Origin of the sequence: Streptomyces sp. ME19-01-6, assembly GCF_033793745.1 — a bacterium.
Classification (GTDB): domain Bacteria; phylum Actinomycetota; class Actinomycetes; order Streptomycetales; family Streptomycetaceae; genus Streptomyces.
In genome coordinates this window covers 75,070-93,788 of record NZ_JARAXF010000018.1, presented here as the reverse complement: position 1 = coordinate 93,788, position 18,719 = coordinate 75,070, and the positions used below count along the sequence as shown (strand labels likewise).

The 18,719-nt window shown below is 71.3% G+C and carries 15 protein-coding genes; 13 read left to right on the top strand and 2 right to left on the bottom strand.

The genetic code is table 11. The features are described from left to right. Nucleotides 1-51: 51 nt before the first annotated feature. From PV419_RS32250 to PV419_RS32240, 3 genes are all read left to right on the top strand, one after another. A complete protein-coding gene (locus tag PV419_RS32250) occupies nucleotides 52-1,026 on the top strand; it encodes an NAD(P)H-binding protein (RefSeq protein ID WP_319694991.1) in 975 nt (324 codons plus the stop codon). A 570-nt stretch (nucleotides 1,027-1,596) separates the two neighbouring features. After that, a complete protein-coding gene (locus PV419_RS32245) occupies nucleotides 1,597-1,878 on the top strand; it encodes a type II toxin-antitoxin system Phd/YefM family antitoxin (protein ID WP_319694989.1) in 282 nt (93 codons plus the stop codon). Between the two features lie 5 nt (nucleotides 1,879-1,883). Further along, nucleotides 1,884-2,165: a type II toxin-antitoxin system RelE/ParE family toxin gene (locus PV419_RS32240; protein ID WP_319694987.1), complete on the top strand. Its 282-nt coding sequence runs from the start codon at nucleotides 1,884-1,886 to the stop codon at nucleotides 2,163-2,165. Nucleotides 2,166-2,395: 230 nt separating this feature from the next. On the opposite strand, the gene PV419_RS32235 is transcribed toward PV419_RS32240, so the two are convergent. Next, nucleotides 2,396-4,102, bottom strand: a complete 1,707-nt coding sequence (locus PV419_RS32235) for a PucR family transcriptional regulator (RefSeq protein ID WP_415925418.1) — start codon at nucleotides 4,100-4,102, stop codon at nucleotides 2,396-2,398. Nucleotides 4,103-4,316: 214 nt separating this feature from the next. Here PV419_RS32235 and PV419_RS32230 point away from each other — a divergent pair, with 214 nt between their 5' ends. Genes PV419_RS32230 through PV419_RS32220 form a run of 3 tightly spaced genes read left to right on the top strand, consistent with a single transcriptional unit; the run spans nucleotide 4,317 to nucleotide 9,918 of the window. After that, on the top strand, nucleotides 4,317-5,582 hold the full coding sequence (locus tag PV419_RS32230; RefSeq protein ID WP_319694985.1) for an aspartate aminotransferase family protein: 1,266 nt from the start codon (nucleotides 4,317-4,319) through the stop codon (nucleotides 5,580-5,582). Next, the gene (locus PV419_RS32225) at nucleotides 5,579-8,482 is read left to right on the top strand and encodes an FAD-binding and (Fe-S)-binding domain-containing protein (protein ID WP_319694984.1); all 2,904 of its coding nucleotides are present in this window, start codon (nucleotides 5,579-5,581) and stop codon (nucleotides 8,480-8,482) included. The genes PV419_RS32230 and PV419_RS32225 overlap by 4 nt, the downstream gene beginning before the upstream one ends. Further along, the gene (locus tag PV419_RS32220) at nucleotides 8,479-9,918 is read left to right on the top strand and encodes an NAD-dependent succinate-semialdehyde dehydrogenase (protein ID WP_319694983.1); all 1,440 of its coding nucleotides are present in this window, start codon (nucleotides 8,479-8,481) and stop codon (nucleotides 9,916-9,918) included. Before PV419_RS32225 ends, PV419_RS32220 begins: the two co-directional genes overlap by 4 nt. A 134-nt stretch (nucleotides 9,919-10,052) precedes the next feature. On the opposite strand, the gene PV419_RS32215 is transcribed toward PV419_RS32220, so the two are convergent. Continuing rightward, nucleotides 10,053-10,799: an IclR family transcriptional regulator gene (locus PV419_RS32215; RefSeq protein ID WP_319695133.1), complete on the bottom strand. Its 747-nt coding sequence runs from the start codon at nucleotides 10,797-10,799 to the stop codon at nucleotides 10,053-10,055. Nucleotides 10,800-11,047: 248 nt separating this feature from the next. Here PV419_RS32215 and solA point away from each other — a divergent pair, with 248 nt between their 5' ends. The 7 genes from solA (at nucleotide 11,048) to PV419_RS32180 (ending at nucleotide 18,713) form a co-directional block, all read left to right on the top strand. Then, complete coding sequence (gene solA / locus PV419_RS32210; protein ID WP_319694981.1) at nucleotides 11,048-12,181, top strand: N-methyl-L-tryptophan oxidase; 1,134 nt, start codon at nucleotides 11,048-11,050, stop codon at nucleotides 12,179-12,181. A gap of 5 nt (nucleotides 12,182-12,186) precedes the next feature. Further along, nucleotides 12,187-13,170, top strand: coding sequence for a succinylglutamate desuccinylase/aspartoacylase family protein (locus PV419_RS32205; protein ID WP_319694980.1), 984 nt, complete (start codon nucleotides 12,187-12,189; stop codon nucleotides 13,168-13,170). A 100-nt stretch (nucleotides 13,171-13,270) separates the two neighbouring features. Continuing rightward, on the top strand, nucleotides 13,271-14,371 hold the full coding sequence (locus PV419_RS32200) for an ABC transporter substrate-binding protein (protein ID WP_319694979.1): 1,101 nt from the start codon (nucleotides 13,271-13,273) through the stop codon (nucleotides 14,369-14,371). After that, nucleotides 14,364-15,527, top strand: a complete 1,164-nt coding sequence (locus PV419_RS32195; RefSeq protein ID WP_319694977.1) for an ABC transporter ATP-binding protein — start codon at nucleotides 14,364-14,366, stop codon at nucleotides 15,525-15,527. The genes PV419_RS32200 and PV419_RS32195 overlap by 8 nt, the downstream gene beginning before the upstream one ends. Nucleotides 15,528-15,532: 5 nt before the next feature. Then, nucleotides 15,533-16,453: an ABC transporter permease gene (locus tag PV419_RS32190; RefSeq protein ID WP_319694975.1), complete on the top strand. Its 921-nt coding sequence runs from the start codon at nucleotides 15,533-15,535 to the stop codon at nucleotides 16,451-16,453. Beyond that, a complete protein-coding gene (locus PV419_RS32185; protein WP_319694974.1) occupies nucleotides 16,450-17,316 on the top strand; it encodes an ABC transporter permease in 867 nt (288 codons plus the stop codon). Before PV419_RS32190 ends, PV419_RS32185 begins: the two co-directional genes overlap by 4 nt. Next, on the top strand, nucleotides 17,313-18,713 hold the full coding sequence (locus PV419_RS32180) for an aminotransferase class III-fold pyridoxal phosphate-dependent enzyme (RefSeq protein WP_319694972.1): 1,401 nt from the start codon (nucleotides 17,313-17,315) through the stop codon (nucleotides 18,711-18,713). Before PV419_RS32185 ends, PV419_RS32180 begins: the two co-directional genes overlap by 4 nt. Nucleotides 18,714-18,719 lie beyond the last annotated feature (6 nt).

The window sequence follows — 18,719 nt, the reverse complement described above, 5'->3', positions numbered from 1 at the left end:
ACCCACCCTTCCGAACAACTGCCCCACCCCAACCAGACAGAGGACACCTTCATGCCAGAGCGCAATCCCATCCTGATCACCGGTGCCGCCGGCGAAATCGGTGGTGTGAGCCGGACGATGGTCGACATGCTGCTCGAACAAGGGCACCCCGTACGCGCGTTCGTACGGCAGGACGACGAACGTGCCCAATCGCTCCGCCAGGCCGGTGCCGAGGTCTTCGTCGGTGACCTGCTCACCATCGCCGACGTGACCGCCGCGCTGAAGGGCGTCCGGCGCATCTACTTCAGCATGAGCCTGTCGCCGTACTACACCGACGCCGTCAGCCTGATGGCCGCGGCGGCGCGGGCTCAGGGTGACATCGAGGTGTTCGTCAACATCTCCGAGTACGAGCAGTCGTTCATGACCTTCGACAAGATGACCGCGCCCGAGGAAGAGCGGCGCGCGCGGCTCGGCGGACTCGTCGCCAACTGGTCGCCGCAGCAACGGGCCCACTGGGTCGCGGAGCAGGTGCTGGAGTGGTCCGGCGTCCCGACCGTCAACGTGCAGGCGGCCTTCTTCGTCGAGAACCCCATCATGACCTGGCTGGCCCTGGGCTCACTGGCCGACGGTGAACTGCGCCTGCCCTTCGGCGACCACCGGCTCGCACCCATCGCCGGTTACGACGTCGCGGAACTGTGCGCGAAGATCCTGGCCGACCCGGCGCCGCACATCTCCAAGTCCTACGCGCTCACCGGCCCGGAGCTGAAGGACATGCACGGGATTGCAGAGGACTTCGCGGCCGTGTTGGGACGCTCGGTCACGTATGTTCCCGAAGACATCGAAATCTGGAACAAGACCTACGTGGACACCAACATGTCCGCGTACCCGCACATCGCGGAGCACCTGAAGACCCTGACCCGGATCATCGGCCGCGGAGGATACGGCGGCATCACCGACGAGCTGGAAACCCTGCTCGGACGCCCGCCGAAGACCGTGCGGTGGGCTCTGGAGAACCATCCGCGCATCCGGAAGCTGGCGGCTGCCTGAGCCGCTGAGCGGTCCGGAGCAGAACAAGGTCGTCCAGCCAAAGTCTTCGAGCCGAAAACTCCGGCGTGCGGGGGCTTCGGCCGAGCGTAGTCCGCCCGGCTGAAGCCCTGACGGCCCCCAAAGGTCCCGGCCCAGCTCGAACGAACGCCCTCACCGGCAGCGAAGCGGAGACGTGCCGCACGTCTGCCTCGCCGATGGCGTGCCGCGGCGGCCCTCCGCCCCGCCTGCCTCGGACGCCCCCTGCCTCGCGGAGACCGGCCGGGGGCTGCTCCTCGTGTCGCGCCTGGTCACCCGCTGGGACTGAGCACCCGTGCCCCGACGGCCTGGGCAAGACGGTCTGGGTGCAGTACGACCTCCACGGGTGAGCAGCCCCCGCGTAGCCCTCCGCTCAACTTCTCGCGCGACCGGACTCGGTAGTGGAGGGGGTTGACGCGGTCAGGCGGGCTCTTGGCCGGCCGGGGCCACGGCAACGGTGGCGAGCGTGGCCGCGTCGGTGATGCGAGCCGGTTCTGGTCGTTCATTTCAGGCACTCGAGCGGGGCCCGAGATGTACATCTGATACATTTGCGACATGAGTGATCCCGTCGTCGAATCCATGGCCGAGGTTCGCAGTCACCTCGCCGACGTCATCGACCGTGCCCGGCGGGAGGAAACCCCGACGATCATCACCCGGCGCGGCAAGCAGGAAGCCGTCGTGATCGACATCCAGGAGTACCAGCGACTGCGCCGGATCGCCGAAGACGCCGAAGAAGCATGGCTCAATCGGCTGGCCGACGAAGCCGAATCCGAAGGAACAGAAGGGTCTGTATCACTCGAAGAGATGGCCGCCCTGCTCCGTGCCGATCAGGGCTGACCCTCATGGCTCACGTCACACGCTTTACGCCGCACGCACAGCGGGACATGCTCAAGATCCAGCGCCCGGACGCCCTGCGCATCCTGCACCGCCTCGCCGAACTGCAGATGGCAATGGACTCGGGCGACACGGCGGCCTTCGATATCAAGGCCCTACAGGGCCACAGTGTCCGATGGCGGCTCAGGGCCGGCGACTACCGTGTCGTCTACACCGTCGAGGGCGGTCAGTTGATCGTGTGGGTCCTGGCCGTCGGCAATCGCCGCGAGGTCTACCGCCAGGTTCCGTGAGATCTAGTGCCGCATCAGCCAAGGTTTGCCCCGCTCGCCGCCCTGGCGCGGCCATCTGCTGCGTTGCCGAATCAGCCCCCGGCATCCGACAGCTAGTGCCGCGTGGAAGAGACCGCCCACCGCGCCACGGACCTACTCAGGGAGGACGGACCGCCGTCCGGATCATCGGATCCGCCGCCTGACCGCGCGGTCCGAGCTGTGTGGCATCGCTCATCCCGTGCGGACGTCCGTCAGCCGGCCCGTAGGACGTCGAGCGCCGTGAGGGCCACCTGCAGTTCGATGCGGTGTTCGCCGGATTCGAGGTCGCAGTCGAGCAGCCGCTCGATGGCGCGCAGACGCTGGTAGACGGTCTCCCGCGACAGGCCGCCGCGGCGGGCGGCGGTGGTCTTGTTGCCCGCCGCGTCCAGGTAGTGGCGCAGCGTCGTCAGGAGGTCGGTCTGGTGCCGGGTGTCGTGGTCGATGAGGCGGCCGAGCTGCCGTTCGGCGTAGCTCTGGATCCGGGGGTCCTCGCGGAGCGCGTACAGCAGGCGGCGCAGGCCGATGTCGGAGAGCTCGTGGAAGGACCGGCCCGCGGGGAGGGGCTGGCCGGGCAGTGCCGCTTCGGCGACGCGGGCCGCCTCGCGGAAGGAGCGGGCGGCGTCGGAGAGGTCGGTGACCTCGGAGCCGACGCTCACCACCGCCTCCGGGTCCAGGTCCAGCGCGAGACGGCTCAGCCTCTCGACCGTGGGTCGCCAGGGCTGGGAGGGGCGCAGGGCCAGCAGGAGGCCGAGGCGGCCCGGGGCCAGGGCGCCGACGAGCGCGGGGACCGCCCCTGTCCGGAGTTCCTCGGACAGCCGGCCCTCCGGCTCCGCGCCGTCGTCGTCGCCGTCGTTTTGCGGATGGAGGTCCACACGTACGGCGAGAAAGCGGCCGCCCTCGGTGGGCAGGCCCAGCGCGGCGAAGCGGGCGCGGGCGTCCTCGGGGGAGCGGTGGCGCTGTTCGGCGAGGTACCGCAGGGCGTTGCGGTGCGCGGTGCGTTCCCAGGGCAGGCGGTGGATGAGGCGGGCGATGGTGAGGGCCATCGCCGTTCTCTCCAGCACGGTGACGTCCTCGGGCCCGAAGGCCGTGGACATCCCGGAGGCAGTTGAGGCATCGGAGGCATCGGAGGTGCCGGAGAGGGCGGGCAGCATGGCCACCCGGCCCCAGCGTTCCCCCTGGTACTCCACGGGGGCCACGAGCCAGCCCTCGGGGCCGCGCACCTCGGGGTGGTCGCCGGTCGGGGTCGCCCGGGAGCGCGGTTCCCAGCCGGTGAGCGCCTCTTCCACCGTGCCGCCGGAGGGCTCGCAGATCAGCGCCTGGTGCACCAGGTTCTCCAGGACGACCGTGTGGCCGCTCATCTCCGCCGCGGCGCGTACCACGTCCTCGGGGCCCGCGCCGCGCAGCGTCAGGGCGGTGAACGCCTCGTGGATGCGCTGGGTCCGGCGCATCGCGTCCGCCTGGTTGCCGAGGATGCGGGCGTGGACGACCTGGGTGACCTCCAGGAAGTTGACGTCCTTCGCCAGGGTGACGAGGGGGAGGCCGCGGGTCCGGCAGGCGTGGACGAGCGCGTCGGGCGGGCGGTGGTAGCGCCGGACGAGCTCGATGACCAGCGCGGCGGCGCCGATGTCGGCGAGTTCGTCCACGTACCGGCGCACGCTCGCCGGGTCCTCGGGCAGGGGCATGCCGGTGGTCAGGACGAGTTCGCCGCCCTTGAGGAAGGAGGCGGGGTCCGTCAGCTCGGTGATGTGGAGCCAGCGGACCGGCCGGTCGAGGTGGGCGGCGCCGGTGACGACCTGCGGCCGCCCGGCCACCAGGACGGGGAAGGCCAGCACGTCGGCCACGGTGAGCGGGCGGCCGGTCACGGTCGCGTCCCGGCCGTCCGGGTCCGCCGGCCGCGCCGGGCGGTGGTTCTCGCTCACGGTGCCTCCCTGTATGTCAGGTCACTGTGACAAGCCGCGTTGACCTGCGCAAGAGCGGTCGGACGGCGGTCCGGCGGCGCTCTGGCCGCCCGCGCGGTTGACACTTTGTCCGAACGACGCGTCCGCGCTGGACAGATCACGCGTTGTCGCCGCCCGGGACAGTGGGGATGCTCGTGATTACCGAAGCAGATCACGACCCAGGCCGGAGACGAACATGACCGCACTGTCGCCGCACCTTCGCCAGGCCACGCCCGTGGTAGCGGTCCGGGGCGAGGGCGTCCACCTCTATGGTGAGGACGGCCGCCGCTATCTGGACTTCACCGCCGGGATCGGGGTCACCAGCACCGGTCACTGCCATCCCAGCGTGGTGGCGGCCGCCCAGGAGCAGGTGGGCACGCTCGTCCACGGCCAGTACACGACGGTCATGCACCCCCCGCTGCGGCGGCTGGTCGACAAGCTGGGCGAGGTGCTGCCGGCCGGCCTGGACAGCCTGTTCTTCACCAACTCCGGCAGCGAGGCCGTGGAGGCCGCGCTGCGGCTGGCCCGGCAGGCCACCGGACGGCCGAACGTCCTGGTCTGCCACGGCGGTTTCCACGGCCGGACCGTGGCCGCCGCCTCCATGACCACTTCCGGCACCCGCTTCCGGTCCGGCTTCTCGCCGCTGATGAGCGGGGTGGTCGTCACCCCGTTCCCGACCGCCTACCGGTACGGCTGGGACGAGGAGACCGCCACCCGCTTCGCCCTCCAGGAGCTCGACTACACGCTCCAGACGATCTCGTCGCCCGCCGACACGGCCGCGGTCATCGTCGAGCCGGTGCTCGGGGAGGGCGGGTACGTGCCCGCGACCCGCGCCTTCCTGGAGGGGCTGCGGGAGCGGGCGGACCGCCACGGCTTCCTGCTGATCCTCGACGAGGTGCAGACGGGAGTGGGCCGCACCGGCCGGTTCTGGGGCCATGAGCACTTCGGCGTCGTGCCGGACATCCTGATCACCGCCAAGGGCCTGGCCAGCGGCTTCCCGCTGTCCGGCATCGCCGCCTCCGAGGAGCTGATGAGCAAGGCGTGGGCGGGCTCGCAGGGCGGTACGTACGGCGCCAACGCGGTGGCGTGCGCCGCGGCCTGCGCCACCCTCGACGTCGTACGCGAGGAGAAGCTCGTGGAGAACGCCGAGGCGATGGGCGCGCGGCTGCGTCTCGGACTGGAGTCGGTGGCCGAACGGACCCCGGGCATCGGGGACGTACGGGGTCTCGGGCTGATGCTGGCCAGCGAGTTCGTCACCGAGGACGGCGAACCCGACCCCGAGACCGCAGGCCGGGTACAGCGGGCCGCAGTGGACGAGGGCCTGCTCCTGCTGCTGTGCGGGGCGTGGAACCAGGTGGTGCGGATGATCCCGGCGCTCGTGATCGACGAGGCGGGGGTGGACGCGGGCCTGCGGGCGTGGGAGAACGCCGTCGAAGTCGGCACATCAGGAGCCGCACGGTGACGACGGACACCACCGCGGCACTGGAGCCGCTGGTCGCGCGGTTCGCCGAGACCGCTCCAGGACTGCGGGTGGAGACCGGTCCGGGCGCCACCGGCCTCTATGCCTACGACGCCTCCAACTACCGTGTGCCGCCGCTCGCCGTGGTCTTCCCCCGCACCGCCGACGATGTGGTCGCGGTGGTGCGGGCCTGCCGGGAGGCGGGCGCTGCGATCATCGCGCGCGGCGGCGGCACCAGCATGGCGGGCAATGCGATCGGGCCGGGTGTCGTCCTGGACTTCTCCCGGTACATGAACCGGATCCTGGACATCGACACACAGGCGGGATGCGCACGCGTCGAGGCCGGAGTGGTCCTCGACGCGCTGCGGACCGCGACCGCCCCGCACGGGCTGACCTTCGGCCCCGACCCGTCCTCGCACAGCCGCTGCACCCTCGGCGGGATGATCGGCAACGACGCGTGCGGCAACCGGTCGGTGCGGCACGGTCGCACCAGTGGCCACATCGAGGCACTGGAGATCGTGACGGCCGACGGTGTGCGGGCCGTCGCCGACCGCACCGGGCTGCGCGCCGCCGACCCGGACGACGCGGACGCCGTGCGGCGCGTCGCCCGGCTCGAAGCCGACGTACGACGCCTGATCGACGCCAACCTGGCCCCGATCCGCACCGAACTCGGCCGCATCCCCCGCCAGGTCTCCGGCTACCAGCTGCACCGCCTGCTGCCCGAGCACGGCTTCGACATGGCCCGCGCTCTGGTCGGCACCGAGGGCAGCTGCGCGGTGGTCACCGGGGCGACGGTCCGCCTCGTGGCCACCGCGAAGGCCACGGCGCTGCTGACTCTCGGCTACGACGACGTCGTCGACGCCGCCGAGGACGTGCCGGAGATCCTGCGCTGGGATCCGACCGCCGTGGAGGGCATGGACGAGGCGATCGTCGCCACCATGCGCGCCCGGCGTGGCCCGGACTCCGTCACCGGACTGCCCGAGGGCCGCGCCTGGCTCTACGTCGAACTCGACGGCGACGACGAGGCCACGGTGAACGCCCGCGCGGCCGAACTGCTCGATGTGCTGGGGGCCCGGGGGCGGATGACCGGCGGGCGGGTCGTGGAGAGCGCGGCCGAGCGCCGCTCGCTGTGGCGCGTCCGCGAGGACGGGGCCGGCCTCGCCGCCCGTCTCGTCGACGGCGGGGAGTCCTGGCCCGGCTGGGAGGACGCGGCAGTGGCGCCCGAGAACCTGGCCGCCTACCTGCGGGACTTCCGCAAGCTGCTGGCCGGCCACGGCCTCACCGGCGTGCTCTACGGGCACTTCGGCGCGGGCTGCGTCCACGTGCGCATCGACTTCGACCTCGCCACGGACGCCGGGCGGGCCGCCACCCGCCGGTTCCTCGCGGAGGCGGCCGCCCTGGTCGTCGGGCACGGCGGAACCCTGTCGGGTGAGCACGGTGACGGGCGGGCGCGCGGTGAGCTGCTGGAGGTCATGTACAGCCACCGGATGATCCGGGCGTTCGCCGGCTTCAAGGAGGTCTTCGACCCCGAGGGGCTGCTGAACCCGGGCGTCATCGTGGCCCCGGCCCGACTCGACGCCGATCTCGCGCTGCACACGCCCGACGTGCTGCCCGTCGACACCCTCTTCTCCTTCCCGCACGACGAGGACGGCTTCGCGGGTGCCGTGCGCCGCTGCGTCGGCATCGGCCGGTGCCGCAGCGACGCGGGCGGCGTGATGTGTCCCAGCTACCGGGCCACGGGGGAGGAGAACGACTCCACGCGGGGCCGGGCCCGCCTGCTCCAGGAGATGGTGCGGGGCGGGACCGTCCAGGACGGCTGGCGCTCGACCGAGGTCAAAGACGCCCTCGATCTGTGCCTGTCCTGCAAGGCGTGCTCCAGCGACTGCCCGGTCGGCGTCGACATGGCCACCTACAAGGCGGAGTTCCTGCACCAGCACTACAAGCGCAGGCTCAGGCCCCGCTCCCACTACTCGCTGGGCTGGCTGCCCCTGACCTCCGCCCTCGCCGGATACGCGGCCCGCCCCCTCAACGCGCTGCTGCGCGGACCGGTGGGCAAGCTGCTCGCCCGCATCGGAGGCGTGACCACGAAGCGCGGGATCCCGGCCTTCGCCTCCCGGAGAGCCCGGCGCAAGGTCCTGCGGGGCATGGCGAAGACGGGCGAACCGTCGAAGGTGAAGGCCCTGCTCTTCGTCGACAGCTTCACCCGCGCCTTCCGTCCCGAGGTGGCCGGAGCCGCGAGCCGCGTGCTCGCCGACGCCGGAATCCCCTGCGGCGCGGAGGCCGACCTGTGCTGCGGACTGACCTGGGTCAGTACCGGCCAGCTGTCCGTCGCGCGCCGCGTGATGGCCCGTACGGTCGCCCGCCTGGACGAGGGCGGTGACCTGCCCATCGTCGTGGCCGAGCCCAGCTGCGCCGCCGCCCTCAAGCGTGATGTGCCCGAACTCCTCGACACCCCCGCGGCCCACCGCGTCGCGGCCCGCGTCCACACCCTCACCGGCGCCCTGACCGACCTCGCCGCGCCGGGCTGGACGCCGCCGGAACTGCCGGAGAGCGTCGTCCTGCAGACCCACTGCCATGAGTACGCCACCTTCGCCGGCCGCCGCCCGCGCGACCTGCTGGGCAGACTCGGCGTGCGCGAGGTCGACGAGGCCGAGGGCTGCTGCGGGCTCGCCGGGAACTTCGGCTTCGAGGAGCAGCACTACGACACCTCGATGGCCGTCGCCGACCTGGCGCTGAAACCCCGCCTCGACGGTATCGGCGAGGACACCCGGACTATCGTCGTGGCCGACGGTTTCAGCTGCGCCACCCAGATCGACCACCTCGCCGGTGACCGGGGCGTCCGCGCCGTGCACCTCGCGGAACTGCTCGACCCCGCCGCCGATCAACCAGGAGAGACCTCATGACCGACACCCCCACGCAGTTGTTCATCGGCGGGGCCTGGGTGGATGCCGCGGACGGCGCCACCATGCCCGTGGACGACCCGGCGACCGGCGAGATCCTCTGTCATGTCGCCGACGCGGGCCCCAAGGACGCCCGGCTCGCGGAGGACGCGGCCGTGCGGGCGCAGGAGAAGTGGGCCCGTACGGCGCCGCGGGTGCGCAGCGAGATCCTGCGCCGCGCGTACGAGATCATCCTTGAGCGCACCGACGAGCTGGCCCGCCTGATGACGTCCGAGATGGGCAAGCCGCTGGCCGAGGCCAGGGGAGAGGTCGCCTACGCGGCCGAGTTCTTCCGCTGGTTCTCCGAGGAGGCCGTACGCATCGACGGCGGTGGCGGCGTCCTGCCCGATGGCCGCAACCGCATGCTGCTCTCCCGCCGCCCGGTCGGCCCCTGTCTGCTGATCACCCCGTGGAACTTCCCGCTGGCCATGGGCACCCGCAAGATCGGCCCGGCGGTCGCCGCGGGCTGCACGATGGTGCTCAAGCCCGCTCCGCAGACCCCGCTGTCCAGCCTGGCGCTGGCCGGGATCCTCAAGGAGGCCGGGCTGCCGGACGGCGTGCTGAACGTCGTCACCACCTCCCGCGCGGGGGAGGTGTGCGAACCGCTCCTGCGCGGCGGGCGGATCCGCAAGCTCTCCTTCACCGGGTCCACGCAGGTCGGGCGGCTGCTGCTGGCCCAGTCCGCGGACATGGTCGTCCGGACCTCGATGGAGCTGGGCGGCAACGCCCCGTTCATCGTCTTCGAGGACGCCGACCTGGACGTGGCCGTGGACGGCGCGATGCTCGCCAAGATGCGCAACATGGGGGAGGCGTGCACTGCCGCGAACCGTTTCTTCGTCCACCGGTCGGTGGCGGAGGAGTTCGGGCGGCGGCTGGCGACGCGCATGGGCGCGCTCGTCGTGGGCCCCGGCACCCGGGACGGGGTCGACGTCGGTCCGCTGATCGACGCCGGCGGCCGGGCCAAGGTCGAGGAGCTGGTCGCCGACGCGGTGGAGCGCGGTGCCCGGGTGCTCGTCGGCGGCCGCAGGCCCGAAGGGCCGGGCTGCTTCTACCCGCCGACCGTGCTCACCGACGTCGACCCCGGCAGTCGCCTGATGGACACGGAGATCTTCGGACCGGTGGCGGCGATCCTCACCTTCGACGACGAGGACGAGGTCGTACGCCGGGCCAACGACACGCCCTGGGGCCTGGTGGGCTATGTCTTCACCGAGGGCCTCGACCGCGCCCTGCGCGTCAGCGAGCGCCTGGAAGTGGGCATGGTCGGCCTCAACACCGGACTCGTCTCCAACCCGGCCGCGCCGTTCGGCGGCGTCAAGCAGTCCGGGCTCGGCCGCGAGGGCGGCCGGGTGGGGATCGACGAGTTCCTGGAGTACCAGTACCTCGCGGTGCCGGTGCGGTGACGGCGGCAGTCCTGCCCTGACCTGCGCCGTGCCCTGACGTACGCCGAGGATCGGCCCTCACGCTGCTGCGTGGGGGCCGACGCTTTGCGGCGGGGTCGGCGCTTTGAGGCGGGGCTCGGCCCCCCGCCTCCCGCTCAGGCGCCCAGGCGGCGCCCCGCTATCTCCGCGGCCGTGTCGGTGACGAGGCGGCCCCACGCGGGCAGCTGGTCCGTGTCGTATCGGGAGTCGGGCATGGAGAGCGCCACGGTGGCCAGCGGAGTGCCCTCCTCGTCGAGGACGGGCGCGGCGATGGCGCAGACCCCCGGCCGGTACTGGTTGCGGTTGACCGCGTAGCCGTCGGTGCGGATCCGGTGCAGCTCGGCGCGCAGCTCATCGGGGTCGACGGGGGTCGTCTCGCTGTAGCGATCGAGCCCCCGCGCGAGGAACTCCTCGACGTCGCGCTTCGGGAGATGGGCGAGGACGGCGCGCCCGGTGGCGGTGGCGTGCAACGGCGAGGTGTCGCCGATGGCGTGGAAGGTCCGTACGGCGTGGTGGCAGTCCACGCGGTCCACCACGACCATGCACTGCACGGCGTCCGGCACCGACAGATGGATGGTCTCGTTCACCTTGTCCCTCAGCCGCACCATGGGTTCGCGGGCGGCGACGAACAGGCTGGATCCCTGCAGGGCGGCGGGCCGCACGGCCAGCACCCGGGCGCCGATCTCCCAGCGGGTGGTGTCCTTGCGGTTGGCCCGCAGCCAGCCGGCTTCGGCCAGCGTGACCAGGGTGCGCTGCACGGTCGACTTGGGCAGGCCGAAGATCTTCGTCAGTTCCCCCACGGTCACCGGCTGATGCTGGGCGACCGCCTCCAGGATGCGCAGCGATCTGGTGACGCTCTTCATTTCCATCTGATTTCCCCCGTTAACTCTGCGAATTCCATGTGTACACCCCTTGACTCCCTCTCCCGCCACTGCCATTCTCGTGCCAGATTCTAGCACAGCGTTCCACTATGTGGCACGGGCCCGGGGTCATCCGAACCTCCCGCCCGTCGGACGGCCCGAGTCATCCCTCGGAGCCGCCGCCCCCGGAAGCTCGAATTCCGCATACCGGGCGCCCAGCATCCACGCTCCCGGAGACGAAAGGAACCCCCGTGTCTGCCAGAAAGCGCGTCGCCGTCGTCGGCGTCGGAACGATGGGCAGCCAGGCCGCCTGGCGGCTGGCGGCCCGCGGCGCCGAGGTCGTCGGCTACGACCGCTTCGCCCCCGGCCACGACCGCAGTGCCGCCGGCGGCGAGACCCGCATCTTCCGCAGCGCCCACTTCGAGGACTCCCGGTATGTGCCGCTGCTCAAGCACGCCGACGCCCTGTGGGAGCAGCTCCAGGAGGAGACCGGCCGTGAGCTGCGCCGCCTGACCGGATGCCTGCTGATGGGGCCCACCGAGCACCACCAGATGGCCACCGTCCTCCAGTCCATCGCGGAGCACGGCCTGGACCACGAGGTGCTCGACGCCGAGTCCCTGGCCAAGCGATTCCCGCAGTTTCGCATCGAGGACGGCGACGTGGCCGTGCTCGACCGCCGCGCCGGCTTCATCCGCCCCGAGCTGACGATCCAGACCGCCGCCCGCCGCGCCGAGCAGCTGGGCGCCCGCATCCACCGCTACACCCCGGTCCGCGAGATCGTCCCCGTCGGCAGCGGCGTCGAGCTGCGCACCGACGCCGGCAGCGAGCGCTTCGACGCGGCCGTCGTCACCGTCGGCCCCTGGGTCAACGACCTGCTGTCCGACCTGCCGTGGGAGGTGGACATCCGCCGCCTGATCAACGCCTGGTACGTGCCCACCGCCGACGCCTGGTTCGGCGGGGAGCGCCCGGCGTTCATCCGTACGGCGCCCACGCACTGCTACGGCCTGCCCTCCCCGGACGGGGTGTCGGTCAAGCTCGGCCTGTCCCGCGCCCTGCACCGCCCCGCCGGCGACCCCAACCAGCTGGACCGGACGGTGCGGCCCGAGGAGCTGGAGGTCTTCACCGACCTCATCGGGCGTTACATGCCGGACCTGAACCCCGACCCGGTCCGCCTCTCCGTCTACATGGAGGGCTACACCGAGAGCAGCCGCCCGCTGGTCGGCCCGCTGCCCGGCGCCGACGACGTCGTCCTGCTCGCCGGGTTCTCCGGTCACGGCTTCAAGCTCTCGCCCGCCTTCGGCGACATCGCCGCGGACCTCGCGCTGGACGGCGCCTCGCCCCGGCCCATCGACTTCATCTCCACCCTCGACCGAGCGGAGGCGTGACGACCATGACCAAGGCCCTCTGTGTCGGCGGGCTGTGTGCCGAGCCCGGCACCAAGACCCGCGGCACCGTCTCCGCCGACCTCGGCACCCTCACCGTGGACATCCCGCTGACCCTGGTCAACGGCGCTCACGCCGGCCCCCGTGTCGTCATCACCGCGGGCGTCCACGGCGGCGAGTTCACCGGCGTCGACGCGGCCACCCGGCTCGCCGCGCTGCTGGCGGCCGACGAGGTGTACGGCCAGGTCATCGTCTGCCCGGTCGCCAACCCGCCGGCCGTGTACCAGGGCCGCCTCGGTGTCTCCCCGGTCGACGGCGTCAACATCAACCGCGTCTTTCCCGGTGACCCCGGCGGCAGTCCCACCGAACGGCTCGCGGCCTGGCTCTTCGCGCACCTGCTGGACGGCGCCGACGCCTACCTCGACCTGCACTCCGGCGGCATCGACGAGGTCCTCGACGACTTCGTCGGCTACCGCCTCACCGGCAACCCCGAACTGGACGCGAAGACCGCGGAGATGGCGGGCGCGTTCGGTATCGAGGACGTCATCTTCGGAATGAACGCGGACGGCGGCAACAGTCACGCGGCCGCCGCCCGCCAGGGCCTCCCGGCGATCCTCGTGGAGACCGGCCAGCGCGGCGAACGCGACGAGGAGACCGCCGGCCGACTCGTCGACCGCCTGTGCGGGGTCCTGGGCCGGCTCGGCGTCCTGGAAACGAAGTCCCAGGACCCGACGACCGTCCGCGAATGGGTCTGGGCCGCGGGCGTCACCGCCGAGACAACTGGCCTCTGGTACCCCGAGTTCACCGCCGGTGACGACGTGTCCAAGGGCCAGCTCCTCGGCCGCGTCATCGACCCGGCGGACAGCCGGGAACACCAGGTCCTCGCCCCGGCCACCGGGCGGATCTTCTACGGCATGCACGCCCTGACCGTCGCCCCCGGCGCCGAACTGGCCGCCATCGCCGCCCCCGCGCCGACGAATCCCGGCCCCTGAGCCCCACCCCGAGCCCCCGCACGCACCACAAGAACGAGACCCGCACCAGCCCCATTCCACACTTCTCCCTCCCCTCGTACTGCACACCAGGAGGCCCCCGGTGACGAACTCCCGGATCGATCGCAGAGTGTTCCTGCGCGGAGTCGGCGGCATCGCCGCAGGCATCGCAGCCACCTCGCTCACCGCCTGTGGCACCGGTACCAGCCGGTCCGGCGGCAGCGGCGGCAAGAGCTCCAAGACGCTCGTCGTCCGCAACAGCGGCGGCACCTACGGCGACGCCAACCAGCAGGCGATCTACGACCCGTTCACCAAGGAGACCGGTATCCAGGTCAAGGTGGTGAACATCGAGTACGCCCAGATGCTCGCCCAGATCAAGCAGGGCCGCCCCCAGTTCGACGTCATCGACGACTCGATGGCCGACTTCGTGCTCTTCAAGAAGGCGGGCGCCACCGAGGAGCTGGACTACGACCGGCTGAAGAACTTCAAGAACGCCGGCATCGCCAAGAACCTGGTCACCTCCCACGCGGTCGGCAAGAACTACTGGGCCAGCGTGATGGCGTACCGCACGGATGCGTTTGGCGGGAAGAAACCTTCCTCCTGGGCCGACTTCTGGGACACCAAGGCGTTCCCCGGCAACCGGGCGCTGCAGGCCCTGGACGCCGACCTGCCGGAGCTGGAGTTCGCGCTCCTCGCCGACGGCGTGCCGCTGGACAAGCTCTACCCCCTCGACGTGGACCGCGCCTTCAAGGCCCTCGGCGAGATCAAGGGGCACGTCCGCAAGTTCTGGGACACCGGCGCCCTGCCCGGCGTACTCCTCGGCCGCAAGGAGGTCGACGCCTCCAGCGTCTGGCACGGCCGCCTGGACGCCCTGATCAAGGGCGGCGCGCCGCTCGCCTACCAGTGGAACGGCGCCCGCCGGCAGAGCAACGGCCTCGGCATCCCCAAGGGCGCGGGCAACCTCTCCGGCGCCTACCAGCTGATCGACTTCGCGCTGCGGCCCGAAGTACAGGCCGCCTACGCCGAGATCTACCCGATGGCCCCGTCGGTGCCCGCCGCCTACAAGAAGCTCTCCTCCGCCACCGCCGCGAACCTGGGCAGCTCGCCCGCGCACCTGAAGTCCGGCTTCGACCTGGACGTCGAATGGTGGATCAAGAACCAGGACGCGGTGTCCAAGCGCTGGCAGGAGTGGACGCATGCCTGAGGTCCATGTGATCCCCGAGCCGTCGCTCACCGCCCCAGCGGCGTTGACCGGCAGCGGAAAGCCCTTGTCCGTGTCGCGACTTCGCAAGACCTACGGTGGTGTCACGGCCGTCGACGAGGTCTCCATGGAGATCGCGGCCGGCGAGTTCGTCACCTTCCTGGGGTCCTCCGGCTCCGGCAAGACCACCACCCTGATGATGATCGCCGGGTTCTGCGAACCCGACTCGGGCAGCATCGTCGTCGGCGGCCGGGACGTGACCCGCCTCGCCCCGCAGAAGCGCGGCCTGGGATTCGTCTTCCAGCAGTACCTGCTCTTCCCGCACATGACGGTCTGGGAGAACGTCGCCTTCCCGCTGCAACTGCGCGGCGTGCCGAAGGCGGAACTGCGCCGCAGGGTCGGCGAGACCCTGGAGATGGCCGGGCTGTCCGCCATGGCCCGGCGCCGCCCGCGCGAGCTGTCCGGCGGCCAGCAGCAGCGCGTCGCGCTGTGCCGGGCCCTGGTCTACCAGCCGCCGGTCATCCTCATGGACGAGCCGCTCGGCGCGCTCGACAAGAAGCTGCGCGACCAGCTCCAGACCGAGATCAAGCGCATCCAGCAGGAACTCGGCCTGACCGTCATCTACGTCACGCATGACCAGGAAGAGGCGCTGGTCCTCTCCGACCGGATCGCGGTGATGCGGGACGGGCGGATCGACCAGTTCGACACCCCACAGGAGCTCTTCGAGCGCCCGCGCACCCCGTTCGTCGCCGACTTCCTCGGCGCCGCCAACTTCCTCCCGGGCCACCTGGAGGACCGGACGGCGGACCACACGCTCGTCCGGCTCGACACCGGCGGTCTGCTCAAGGCCCGCCCGCAGGCCCTCCCGGACAGCGCACGGGTGCACGCCGCGATCCAGCCCGGCCGGCTCGCCCTGTGTCCTCCAGGCGACGGGTTCTGTACCGGGACCGTCGACACGGTCACCTACGTGGGCACCCTCGTACGGGTCACCGTCCGCCCCGTCGGCGGCGCGGACAGCGAGCTCGTACGGCTCGAACTGCCCGCCGGCCGTGCCCCCGCCTCCGGCGAGCGCGTCGGCCTCACCACGGACCCCGCGAACGTCAGTGTTTTCCCCGACGTTTCCCCCGACGTTTTCCTCGACGTGGAAGACGGGGGGTGAAGAGGATGGCCGTGCTCGCTCCGGCATCGGGCTCCGCCGCTCCGCTGCCCCGCAAGAAACGAATGGGCCGCGTGCTGTCCGACCGCCGTACCCGCTTCGGACTGCTCAACGCCACACCCGTCGTCGTCTACCTGCTGATCCTCTTCGTCTATCCGATCTTCAGCACCCTGATGCTGAGCCTGAAGGGCGAGGACGGCGGCTTCACCCTGCACTGGTACGCCGACGCGTTCCGCGGCGCCAACCTGGAGATCCTGCTCACCACCCTGCGGATCTCCGCCGAGACCTCCCTGCTCGCCCTGGTCATCGGCTTCGCGCTGGCCTCCGCGATCTCCCGGCTCAAGCCCCTGTGGGCGGGCCTGGTGATGCTGGTCGTGGTCGTCCCGCACTTCATCAGCGCCCTGGTGCGCACCTACGGCTGGATCATCCTGCTCGGTGACCACGGCGTGGTGAACAACATCCTGACGGACCTTCACTTCCCCGGCGCACCCTTCCAGCTGCTCTACAACGAGACCGGGGTCGTCATCGGCACCACCGCCGTGATGCTGCCGTACACCGTGCTGCTGCTGTACGCGGTGATGCGCGGCATCGACCGGCGGCTACTCGCCGCCGCCGCCGGCATGGGCGCGGGACGCATCACCATCTTCCGCCGGGTCTACCTGCCCCTGGTGGCCCCCGGCCTGGTCAACGCCGGCATCCTGTGCTTCATCCTCTGCCTCGGCTACTACCTCACCCCCGCCCTCATGGGCGGCGAGAAACAGACCATGGTCGCCTCGCTCATCGACGAGCAGGTCATGAAGCAGAACCAGTGGAACGGTGCCTCGGCGCTCGGCATCATCCTGCTGCTGCTCACCTTCGCCGGACTGCTGCTGCTCAAGCTGGCGAAGTCCGCGGGCGAGGCCCTCCGGAATCGGGGTACGGCATCATGATCGAGCTGCGTTCCACCCTGGCCGGACGCATCACCCTGGCCGTCCTGTCCACGCTGATCCTGGTCTTCCTGGCGCTGCCGATCATCGTCATCGTCATCACCTCGTTCGGCAAGGACGCCTTCGGTTCCTTCCCGCCGGAGTCGTGGACGCTCGGCTGGTACAAGCAACTGTTCGCCGAGGGCAGCAAGTGGCCGGCCGCGCTCTCCCTGAGCGCCCTGGTCGCCTCCCTGACCACCGTCTTCTCGCTCATCCTGGGCATGACGGCGGCCACCGCCCTCGTCCGCAGCGACCTGCCGCTGCGCTCGGCGGTCTACGGCCTGGTCCTCGCCCCGCTGGTGATCCCCCAGGTCGTCATCGCCCTCGGCCTGTTCCTGCTCTTCGAACCGGCCTCGATGCTCGGCAGCCCGATCGCCATCGCCCTCGGTCACACCGTGCTCGCGTCGCCGATCGCCGTGATGATCCTCATGGCCACGCTCAAAGGCATCGACGAACGCCTGGAGGACGCGGCGGCCAGCATGGGCGCCGGCCGGCTGACCGTCTGGCGGCGGATCACCCTCCCGTTGGCCATGCCCGGCATGGTCGCCGCCGCGATCTTCTCCTTCATCACCAGCTTCGACGAGTTCTTCATCTCGCAGTTCCTGTCCTCCGTGGACACCGTGACCCTGCCCGTGCAGGTGTTCAACGTCCTTCAGTACGACGTCGACCCGTCGGTGACCGCCGTCAGCGCGATCCTCATCGCGGTCGCGGTCCTGGCCCTCGCCCTGGTCGGAGTGGTGCGCAAGCTCAGCGGCTCCGGCAAACAGGACGGCCTGCTGCCGACAGATCCCGCGGTGGGCCTTTCCGCCGGAAGTGAGACCTCATGACCACCAGCACCCGCACCCCCGCCGGGGAACTGTCCGCCACCGCGGCCAGACACCTCCTGCTCAACATGACCCCCAACGGCTCGCTCGGCCCGGCCGGCGAGAACCTCTTCGTCGTCCGGCGCGGTGAGGGCCCCTACGTCGACGACGCGGACGGCAGGCGCTACATCGACGGGCTCTCCGGCCTGTACTGCTGCCAGCTCGGCTACTCCTACGCCCCCGAGTTCGCCGAGGCGGCCGACAAGCAGCTGCGCGAGCTGTGCTTCAGCCCGCTGTGGTCCGCCTCCGCGCACCCCACGGCCATCGAACTCGCCGAACGGCTGTCCCGGATCGCCCCCCTCGACATCGAGCACACCTTCTTCTCCGGCGGCGGCGCCGAAGCCGTCGAGACCGCCTGGAAGATCGCCCGCCGCTACCACGCCCTGCGCGGCGAATCCGGGCGGGTGAAGGCGATCGCCCGGCGCGGCGCGTACCACGGCCTGACCATCGGCGCCCTCTCCCTCACCGACGACCCCGGGCTGCGCGAGCCGTACGGCCCCGGCGCGATCGAGACCCGGTTCGTGTCCAACACCAACCGCTTCGACCTCGGACCCGAGGCCGCCGAGAACGCGGACGACGACGTGTACACGACCCGGTTGCTCGCCGAGCTGGAGGCCGCGATCCTGGCCGAGGGTCCGCAGACCATCGCGATGCTGATCGCCGAGCCGGTGCAGAACCGGGGCGGCTGCATCACGCCCCCCGCGGGCTACTGGGCGGGGCTGCGGGCCCTGGCCGACCGGTACGGCTTCCTCCTCGTCGCCGACGAAGTGATCACCGCGTTCGGACGGCTGGGGGAGTGGTTCGGCGGCGAACGCTACGGCGCCCGCCCCGACATGGTCACCATCGCCAAGGGCATCACCGCCGGCTACGCCCCCATGGGCGCCACGATGGTCAGCAACGCGATCACCGAGGTCATCAACCAGCCCGGCGCGGTCCTCAACCACGGCTACACCTTCGCCGGACACCCGCTCAGCGCGGCCATCGCCCTGCGCAGCCTGGAGATCATGGAGCGCGACCGGATCCTGGACAACGTCCGCGGCCTTCAGGACCACCTCGCCGGGCGCATGGCCTCTCTGACGGACCTGCCGATCGTCGGCGACGTCCGCGGTGCCGGTTTCTTCTACGCCTGCGAACTCGTCGGCGACCTCGACGGCGGCGGCTTCAGCGACACCGCCCGGGCCGACCTGATCGCGGACCTGATCCCGCGCCGGCTGCGCGAGGCCGGACTCCTCGCCCGCGTCTACAACCGCGCCGCCCCGCTGGTCCAGATCGCGCCCCCGCTGATCAGCGACCGCCACCTCCTCGACCGTATCGCCGAGATCATCGCGGGCACCCTCGACGAGGCGTCCGCCCGCCTGTGACCCGTT